The following is a 9702-nucleotide window of genomic DNA, read 5'->3' as shown; positions in this document are numbered from 1 at the left end:
TGAAGCGTAAGTGAGTTGAAACACGCGGTGGCAGTCACGGCAGCGAAATCTGTCATAGCCTTTAGGGTTCTGACCATGGCGGTAAACCTGAACAGACTGACAACGGGGACAATGAACGTTAACGCTGGCCATAAGAGAACCTCAAAAGCCCGCATTATACATCAGATTCAACCAATTAGAGGCATCACCCATTTTTTCTTACTTCTATGAAAGTATAGAACAATATAAAAAAAGACTCTGCCATTCTCTTTATATGATTTTTAATAATGAAAAATCATTAAACCTTGTATGGGGCGTCACGGCGGTGCATCGCTATCCTGCCGCATTGCTGAAGCGCAGAGAGGTTTTCTGCGATTTTATTGTGGGTTTATCTTCTGTTATGACCTGAGAAGGAGAAACGCATGAAAGAGAAGCCTGCGCAGTAACCTAAAGTGAAGACATTTCAATCCGACGTTAGCGCCTGTCTGTGATTGTCTGCTGTCCCGCTGGTTGGAACAGCGGGGCTTGCAAACGTGAGCCTGAGGTGAGCGCGCCTGCTCTTCAGGGATAAGCAAGGAGTGCAATGGCAATCCCCTGATATTGACCGGCTGAAACTTCACCGTTGGTATGCAGCATAACGGTAAAAGAAAACGGCTCTGAAATGTTTTGACCGGTGGCGTGTATATTTACCCCCCGCCATGCATCCTGATTATTGATATTTAATGATGCATATAATTGCCTGTCATCTGAGAGCATAACGTTTCTCTCACCGGTTCGCGAACGGCCGTATAAGAGCACCTCGCCGGCACGACGGCAGCTAACATGGCCGGTAATCGTCCTGGTTTTGCCATCAATTTTGGAAGCGGGCAGTGAGGCAAAATCAACGCTGGCAGGCAGAGAAACCGAACAGGACTGATTCACCGGCGGTAGCTTGCCACAGGTGCTACCGGGCCACTGGATTGCATCTTCTACGCCACCAACCGGTGTATGAGTGGTATAAAATAGCCCGACACAGGTTGCTTCCTCGGCATTAATAGAAAAAGCGGTTACTCTGTAGGGGATACCAAATCGTCGCTTATATGCCTCGGCCACTTGTTGGCGTGTTTTCATCCCGCCTATCACCAGACAGTTACGGCTGTTACAGCTGCCTCGTAAACCGGGGGGGTGGGTGGCGTAAAGTACATCGGGACCAATAGTGCAGGCCGAAATGCCGTAACAGGGATTTGGCGTATCGGGCTCTTCATCCCAGGCGATAATTTCCTGAATCACAAAATTGGTTCCCGCTCTGACATAGGTGGTTACCGGCATAACATAAGCACCGGCATACAGCCGGCAGGGGAATAAGCCGATCAGTATCAGCGTCAGTAATAAATAGTTCTTCATAGTTGCCTGCACCAAATGAAAAGAAAGTGATTGACGATATCAGTAACGGGCGCGACTAAGATAAAGGTATGATTAATCAGCCTGTTGTGTATTTTGTTGCTGTGACTACACACTGTTTTTAACCAAACATAATCACTACTGGTAACTTAAGGAAAATATGGCGGATGCGCTAAAAGTCCCTGCAATGATTTTTTTTGCCGAAAGGGCCTGAGGTTCACCCTGTATATAAGCCAGATAATCCAGCTGCATGGCACCGGAACTTAGCGGATAAGTGTGCTTGGTGCTGTTTATCATCACCGGCTGGCCGTCTGGCGTGGTCAGGCCAATTGCTGCACCGCGAGCGAGGCTGCCAGGATTAAAGGCCAGTTTGCCCGTCAGCGCCTGGTTTTCCAGACCAGAGAAAGTGACCGAGACGGTTTTTGCCAGGTCCGGTTTGCACTTAATCAGGTGGATAGAAAAGGGTTTACTGGGGGTGGTTTGATGCAGATACAGGTATTTTTTGACAATAGTGCCAAAGTCGAGCTGAATAGCTTCGTCTCCCGGTTTGATATTGCAGGCATCGGTAAATACATTGACCTTAATACGCGTTTCCGCTATCAGATCTTCTGCCTGGCTGGTTTTACTTATAAAGCACAGGCTCAGTGTCAGCAACATGCTTAATAACACGCCAGTTTCACTTTGTAATCTGACTATTTTCATTTGCATCCTTTCGCGTTATTGCCGGAAAAATATTATCGCTAATCAGTAACCTCTGGCATTATTTACCTGTTATGTTCAGTCATTATTTGCACTTGTTAAAAAGAGTTCAGGTTATTTCAGCTGCTTTGACTGATCGCAATGCTGCCTACCCGGTCACGATCTTAGCGGACTACTTATGCCGTTGACTCTTCAAAAATGGCGCTGAGGAGTCGATTAAGTTATTGATCTGTAATTAATTTTGCCAGATGAAAAGGCGCTGTGTTGTGGCATGGCAGGCATTCTGCGGATGCTTTGCTGAAGGACTGGCTGAGGCTGCGTTGCATTCATTTGTCATTCCTTAACACAATGATGAACATATCTGGCCAGGTATTAACCGACCCTGTGGTTTTTCCTTTATTATTACGTGTCATTTTATAAAAGCGCTTAAAATACGCCTGCGTTATATTATCCTGGCAATCAGATTGTTTTAAAATAGATATTAACGATCATTTAATTATTTTTAATAGTTTTTGGCTATGATTTGTGTATTTAGGTTGTGATGTTCAGTTTGTCAGGCTTGTGTGTTGCAAAAGGCTTATCTTGCGCAGTGATAGGTGTTAAATGAGAGGGGGGACGCTGATGAAGCGGATATTAATAATCTTCTTTATTGGATATCCGCGGTGTGGAAGGAGAAGCAACAGACCGGGTGCTGATAGGATATATCAGTTGTAGGAAAGCATCACAATAGCCGCATTGTGGTAATGCCCGGGTGACACGCTGCCTGATTTATGCAGTGTGACCTTAAGGTTAAACGGCACGACGGCTGACCGGTAACGCATTGCGACTTTTAAGCGTTTTCCGGCTCTTTTCCGGTTAAGATTTAATGTGGCATACAACGAGCCGTCTGGTGAAAGCATCACGTCTTTTTCACCACTTTTCGAACGTGCGGTCAGCCATACAAAACCGGGTATTCTGCACTGAACATAGCCAGTTACCGTTTGATTCTGGCCTTCGAGTTCCTCGGCCGCGAGTGTGCCAAAATTAACCTCTGCAGGCAGAGAAACCCTGCATGCCTGGTTAACCGGTGGGAGCTGGCCACAAGTACTGCCGGGCCATACTTCCGCGTCTTCATCCTCTCCTGGTTCATGTGTTATATAAAACAGTCCGACACAGACCGTTGCATCAGCGTGTATGGCAAAACGCCTGGAGGTGAAGGGAATACCAAAATGTTGTTTAAACTTGTCGGCAACCTGCTTTCTCGTTCGCAGATGACTAATTTCAATGCAATTACCGCTGCTGCAGCTGCCGAGTAATCCAGGTTGCCCTGTATCATCAGGATTATCGCGCTTATAACGAACGTCGGGTCCAAGATAACACACCTCTGAATGGTAACAGGGATTTTTCGCGTCGGGATTTTCGTCCCAGGCGATAATCTGCTGCGTGATATAATAATTATCCATATCATTATATGGGTTATACAGGACATCGCCTGGCATAACGTAGGCGCCAGCATACAGACGAAAAGGAATTAAACATATTAATAACGGCAACAGTAATTTTTTCATCATAATAGTCTTTATTGGCAATAACTCAGTCACCGTCTGCTGATATAAAAAGCAGACAGCAGGCTGCGTTATTTTTTCACCGCCTCTGGTAATTTTCTAAAGGGGCATGATATTTGTAATGCCGACAGACTCACTTATTTACTAATCGTAATTGAGCAAAAAGACCGTCGTGGCAGAGAAATATCCGGAGATTATTCGCCTGTTCTCAATAGCTCTTGGTTCGCCTTGAATATAGGCTCTATAATTGAGCTGCATACTTCCGGGCATTAACGGGTATATCAGCTCGCTATGATTTATACTAATGTGCTTACCCTCGCCGGTTTCTAAAGCAATCGTTGCGCCGTGAGCCAGACTATTATGGTTAAAGGCCAGATTTCCTTTAAGCCTCCAGCTTTCGCGACCGACAAAGCGTACCGATACGCTGCGGGCGATGCGGTTGTCACATTTATACAGATGGATGGCAAAGGGTTTACTGTCACTGTATCCATTCTGGTACAGATCGTTTTTCACCACGTTACCAAAGTCCAGATGAATATCTGCATCGCCGGGTCTGATATCACAGGCTTGCGCTCTTACCTTGACGTCAATCTCCATTTTTGCCACATCATACATGGCCGGACGGGCTGAACTGACAAAGCAGCTCAGCAGCACGATGGATAATAGTCCTCGTGCGCCTGAGACGTTATTTGCCATCCTCTTTCTCCTGATAGAGTCAGCGGTCGCTGAGTCTGAAGCTGACGACGGCGTAAAATTCGCCGGCTATTCTGGCAGGGCATAAAGGGGTCACCCCGGCTTATTCTCTTTCACGCTGCACCGCGTGCCCGCGCAGCTGAATAGCAGCTTCGGTCGTCCGCCGAAATCATTGATATAGGACAGCACCGGTTTGTCACCCAGTTCTGCGGCGCTGATATTGAGTGTGACACTGCTTTGCGGGGCGATCATGACCGGTTCAAATTCTTCCACCTCTTTGCCTTGCAGGGAGGATGCGGCCGATGCCAGAGTGACGTAATAAGGTGTCGGGTTATTAACATTATAATGGTTACCATTACGGATCATTGTCAGCTGCATTTGCCAGGGATTGGCATAATCACTGGCATTGGCAACCAGACCGGCCGGACGGTAAAACAGTTTTACCCGGGTTTGCAAAGCAATCTGCAAGGTATTGGCTGTGTGACTTTTTGGCGGTACTTCGCGCAGATTAAAGTAATACAGCGTTTCTTTGTCCTGCGGGAGCTGCGCAATTGCGGGGGTGCTTTGCAGACGCAGTTGGCTACGCGAACCCGGTTCAAGCCGTTGCAGCGGCGGCAGGACGATGAGCGGCGAAGTAATTTTGTTGCCGTTAACGTCTTCAATCCATCCTTGTGCCAGATAAGGCAATTCGCGGTTATCATTGGCAATATTGACGCTCATTGAGCGGTTGTTGCCATCAAAAACGATGCGGGTTCTGTCCAGTGAAATAGCGGCACTGGCCTGTTGCAACAGCAGCAGACTGACAACAAAACTGCCTGCAATACGCAGGCGAAGTGTAAATTTCATGGTGAAATAACCTCAATAAATAGTTTAAACACGTGGTTACTGGGGTAAAAAACAGCGGTTAGCCAGGGAAGCCTGTCAGGCATGTTGCTGCACCTTTGCTTGCCGGGATGCGATTGTGGCAATCAGGCTAACGGTTTTTTGCGAACCGGCGGTTGGCAGGGCGCGACATCTCAGTGCCAGGTTATCCACCTTTTCAGGCAAAGGAGAAGGCAGCTTCACGCTGCAATGTGTCTGGCCGTCCCAACGCACGTTCATTACTGCACCCGGATTAATTCCCGTTAACCAGACGTTACCGTCTTCATCGACAATGCCGGTTTGATGGTGATTCAGATTACTGACGATAGCGCCCAGCGGCGGCGGTGAACCGTCCGCCATTTTGATAATGGCCATGGCTTTTTCACCGGCAACCAGCCCAAAGCGTCCATAGCCAATGGCGCCTTCAGTAAGGGTGTCCTGCACCACTGAACGGTTAACATCAACATTATCCGCCAGTTGGTTAACATCGACGCTAAGCGTATTGCGGTAGTAGCTGTTTACGTCGCTGATAACCGCTTTGCCAAAGAAGTTGGAGTGGCTAATTGCCCCGAATCCCCGCACCGGTACATTGGAAATGCCGTCGGTATCAATCAGCATACGGGTGCCGCCTGGGATATTGATACGATGCAGGGCACCGCCGTGCAGCGTAGCGGTTAATCCGCCCTGCAGGCTAAGGCCGGCAGAACTGTATGCTTCACTCTGATAGCTGGCATTGGCTGTCATCTGCGCGATATCGCCCTGGTGGGTATAGTAGGCACTGCCCATTGCATGACCGTTAGCGTCTGCGCCAGCTTTCAGGTTATAGCTGTCGTTGTTGCTGAGCATGGTGAGATAGCCCAGGGTATTAAGCACCTTGTGGTTACTGTACTGGCTGTCATAAGTCAGTGAACTTTTCTCACCCCAGGGCAGATTCAACGAGAGATATAGCCCGTCATCCTGCCGATCATCAATGTAGCTGCGGTAGGCGGAAATACTCAGACTGATATTTTTAAAATGACCAATATCAAAGTACCGGGACAGCGACAGGCTGTAATTATCGTTTGCAGGCCGCTCCCAGAAAGTCTGATGGCTGTATGTCAGATATCCGTCCAGGCCCAGTTTGCTGAACTGCTGGCTGAAGGTCACTGAATACAATTCTTTGCTATTGCCGGCGTTATAGTTATGGTAGCGTTTATCAAGAAATTGCGACATATTCATGAAGTTACGCTGTGAGAAACGGTAGCCGGCAAAGGTGATCTGGCTGTTGTAGCGATCAAATCTTTTTGAATAACTCAGGTGGTATGAACGTCCGGCATGCAGTTCGGGGATCCTTGCCCATGACTGCGTGATATCGAACGACAAAGCGCCCATTGCCATCAGGTCGCGCCCGATGCCAATGGCGGCAGAATTATATGCGCTCCCGCCCAGCAAGCCGCCGCCATACAGCGACCAGCCGTTATTGACGCCCCAGGAAAACTCACCGCTGGCGAATTTTGGCCCTTCAATCTGGTGGAGGTTACCCATCGTCTGGCCGATGGCCATTTTGTATCTCACCGCGCCTGGGCGGGTCAGATAGGGGATGCTGGCGGTGTTGACCTGAAAAGTACGGACGCTGCCGTCCTGTTCTTCCACTTTAACCTCAAGGGTGCCGCTGGTGGCCGGGCTCAGTTGCTGAATACGAAATGGTCCGGCCGCCACGGTGGTGGTGTACAACACTCTGTCTTTCTGACTGATAGTGACCCGGGCGTTGGTTTTCGCCACGCCAGTGACTTCAGGGGCATAGCCGCGCAGGTTAGGTGGCAGCATATTGTCATTGGACTGCAGACTGGCACCAAGATAACGGAAACTATCGAAAAATCCGGAGTTGAGATACGCCTCGCCCAGCATCAGATCCGCTTTCATATTGGGCAGCGCGCGGAAGGCATAGTATCTTGCCCAGTCAAAATTGCTATTGCTGCCGGGCTGCCCGGCAGTGGCTTCGTAATCACCCTGCCAGTCGGCGCGCAGGCGCCATGGACCCACATTAATTCCGCTGGTGCCGTTACCGCTCAGCGAACGGGAGTCGTTGCCAGCTGCCGGTCGGGTTAGCTGTGCGTTGAGGTTATAATCCAGTAAAAAACCGGGAATACCATTATCCCAGCTGCCGGGGGGATCCCAGTTAATTCCGCTGTATTCCAGATAAGCCTGGGGAATACTGAGATAGAGCGTATTGCTACCAATATCGCCATGAGCCTGCATACCTTTCAGCGAGGAGATATTCAGGCACTGATCGTGATGCCAGTAAGTGATTTCCTTTAACAGCGGGTTTCTCAGGCCGATTTGCGTAACTAACGAGGCTGGAATACATGGTTCGCTGCCATTGGGATCATCATCAGGTGCGAGGAAAAGAATGTTTCTTTCGGCTAACTCTTTATCATCATTGACTTTTATCACCATCTGATAGTTCCCTGGCATCACATACCCGGCGCGCGCGAAGCTACTGAGGTCAATACTTTCTTTGTCGGCAGCATCCAGTACATCGCTATTAAATTCAATTTGTCCGCCGGCAAAAACCGGCCGGCCGAGCAGTACAAGTACTATCCCGGTGAGTAACGATGTGGGGGTAGGGTGATATCCTTTCATCAGAGTTAATTGAGCTGAAAGCGAAAAGGCGCGTCAACGCAACTGATAGGCCGCGGTTGCTGATAACTGACCTGGTTCAGAAAATAACAACATTCAGAATGGCGCATAATATTTTTACCAAACGAGCGAATGCCGTGAGGGCATCCGCTCGCAGAGATATTACTGGTAATCTAAGACGAAATTCGTTGTGGCAGTGAATTCACCAGGGGTAATAATAGATGAAAGACTTTCATCCTGTGAGTCTGTGCTTTTTTCACTGTTAGGACTAACCGCGTCGCCTTGCAAATAAGCCGCAAATTGCAGTACCGGATTACCATTATTAATTGCTATCTCATTGCTTGGCTGATCCAGCTTAATTTTGGTCCCGTTCTTATCCTTATCACTTTTTGCGCTGATGATGCCGATGGAGGCACCGGAAGCGCTGCCGCTAATCGCCAGATTGTTCGCATTTAGATCTGAATGGTGACCGGTAAAAGTGATGCTAACGGTTTTGTTTTCGAGCGCTGAGACGTCACAGTTTTCCAGTTTAATGGAGAAGTAACGTTTTGGTGATGTGCCACCATTTTTCAGTGATTGGTTTGAAATTTCACCCATATCGACAGTCTGATCAATATTTTCAGGCGCAATTGAGCATGGAGCATCAATGATGCTGCCTGTGAATTTTACTGAACCATGCCCATGGTCTGCGGCATTTGCCGTCGTTGCCACCATAGCTGAAAGCATAGCTACCGCCAGAGTAAGTTTTTTCATACTCACAAATAGACTCCGTAATTTATTAAAATATAAGCAATCACAATCCATACCCGGAGGGGGTATAGATTTATTTTTTAATTAACAGTTTTATAAAAACGCAATCACTGTTTCTTTCATTTCTGATACAGTATTTGCGTTAGAATCAACAACTGTTTTGATAGTCTAATATTATGTCGCGCTATAGGATAAGTATTAATTTCTTTTAGTCGCCAGGTGTTTATCGGTTGTTTATTTTTTATATTTCCCTGGAATTAATTAAATGTTAACAGCATGGTTGCGCTGCCATTTTATTGATGGTTAAACTGTTATAATCCTGATTTTTATATTTAAATCAGGTTGTTTGTGTCGTCTTTTAACAATATTTTATCTGTAAATACCTTAATTATTTAGTCGGGTATAGCATAATGCCATTAATGTTATTTTGCTGATCATCATAATGATTAGTTGTTTAATGTTATCTAAACAAAGGTAAAGAAGTTAACTATTACTTGACAGCTTACGTGCCATTCTTATGGCAGAATATCCTGGTTTTATAAGGTAGTTTGTTGATATTTTTCTATTTTTCCCTGAGGGTTATCAGCGTAATCAGTTAAAGATGACTGAAAGGGAAACGCCGATATTTTTTGCGGCTAGCCGTTTTGTATGCGTTCAGGACTCAATGATGCTGTTAATTCATCGTATTTTTTATGTTTTTCTTATGATCTTAATTTGTATCATTTGAAGAGTGTTAACCCTTTGTCTCTGTTCCCATGGCGTAATCATCTGATGGTGGATTATTTATTCATTTGTTAGGATTAAACTGATGTTATGCTTTTGTTATTATTGATTGTTTTTATTTATTCTGAACAGATTATTCCTTCATCATAATTATAATAAGTCACAACATGGCGCCCGGTTTGCTGTGGCTTGTCAGCAGTATTCAGGTGGGGGCACTTTCGTTCATTTCTCTGATGTCGCTGGTGTTACGGCCGGATAAAGCCGCTGGTGATGCCTCTAATTGGTTGAATCTGATGTATAATGCGGGCTTTTGAGGTTCTCTTATGGCCAGCGTTAACGTTCATTGTCCCCGTTGTCAGTCTGTTCAGGTTTACCGCCATGGTCAGAACCCTAAAGGCTATGACAGATTTCGCTGCCGTGACTGCCACCGCGTGTTTCAACTCACTTACGCTTA

At 46.9% G+C, this 9702-nt stretch carries 10 protein-coding genes; 2 read left to right on the top strand and 8 right to left on the bottom strand.

What is annotated here, in order from left to right; translation table 11 throughout:
- The 8 genes from BL249_RS06405 to BL249_RS06370 form a co-directional block, all read right to left on the bottom strand.
- Positions 1-132 (bottom strand): IS1 family transposase (locus BL249_RS06405; RefSeq protein WP_342634061.1); only part of this gene is annotated, 132 nt, incomplete at its 3' end.
- Positions 133-540: 408 nt separating this feature from the next.
- The gene (locus BL249_RS06400) at positions 541-1362 is read right to left on the bottom strand and encodes an MrpH family fimbial adhesin (RefSeq protein WP_099707593.1); all 822 of its coding nucleotides are present in this window, start codon (positions 1360-1362) and stop codon (positions 541-543) included.
- A gap of 135 nt (positions 1363-1497) precedes the next feature.
- On the bottom strand, positions 1498-2061 hold the full coding sequence (locus BL249_RS06395) for a fimbrial protein (protein ID WP_158233126.1): 564 nt from the start codon (positions 2059-2061) through the stop codon (positions 1498-1500).
- Positions 2062-2762: 701 nt separating this feature from the next.
- A complete protein-coding gene (locus BL249_RS06390) occupies positions 2763-3608 on the bottom strand; it encodes an MrpH family fimbial adhesin (RefSeq protein WP_099707591.1) in 846 nt (281 codons plus the stop codon).
- A 138-nt stretch (positions 3609-3746) separates the two neighbouring features.
- A complete protein-coding gene (locus tag BL249_RS06385) occupies positions 3747-4298 on the bottom strand; it encodes a fimbrial protein (protein ID WP_099707590.1) in 552 nt (183 codons plus the stop codon).
- Between the two features lie 90 nt (positions 4299-4388).
- The gene (locus tag BL249_RS06380; RefSeq protein WP_099707589.1) at positions 4389-5141 is read right to left on the bottom strand and encodes a fimbria/pilus periplasmic chaperone; all 753 of its coding nucleotides are present in this window, start codon (positions 5139-5141) and stop codon (positions 4389-4391) included.
- A gap of 75 nt (positions 5142-5216) precedes the next feature.
- On the bottom strand, positions 5217-7778 hold the full coding sequence (locus BL249_RS06375) for an outer membrane usher protein (protein ID WP_099707588.1): 2562 nt from the start codon (positions 7776-7778) through the stop codon (positions 5217-5219).
- Between the two features lie 159 nt (positions 7779-7937).
- Positions 7938-8534, bottom strand: a complete 597-nt coding sequence (locus BL249_RS06370) for a fimbrial protein (protein ID WP_099707587.1) — start codon at positions 8532-8534, stop codon at positions 7938-7940.
- An 893-nt stretch (positions 8535-9427) separates the two neighbouring features.
- On the opposite strand from BL249_RS06370, the gene BL249_RS19370 reads away from it, so the two are divergent.
- Together BL249_RS19370 and BL249_RS06365 are read left to right on the top strand one after the other, a co-directional pair.
- On the top strand, positions 9428-9562 hold the full coding sequence (locus BL249_RS19370; RefSeq protein ID WP_256385455.1) for a hypothetical protein: 135 nt from the start codon (positions 9428-9430) through the stop codon (positions 9560-9562).
- Positions 9563-9571: 9 nt separating this feature from the next.
- Positions 9572-9702 (top strand): IS1 family transposase (locus tag BL249_RS06365; protein ID WP_342633895.1); only part of this gene is annotated, 131 nt, incomplete at its 3' end.

The sequence above is a fragment of the Erwinia sp. OLFS4 genome (assembly GCF_002752165.1).
In the GTDB taxonomy this organism is placed as follows: domain Bacteria; phylum Pseudomonadota; class Gammaproteobacteria; order Enterobacterales; family Enterobacteriaceae; genus Izhakiella.
Note: the sequence above shows the minus strand (reverse complement) of the source record. Positions and strands in the feature narration are given on the sequence as shown.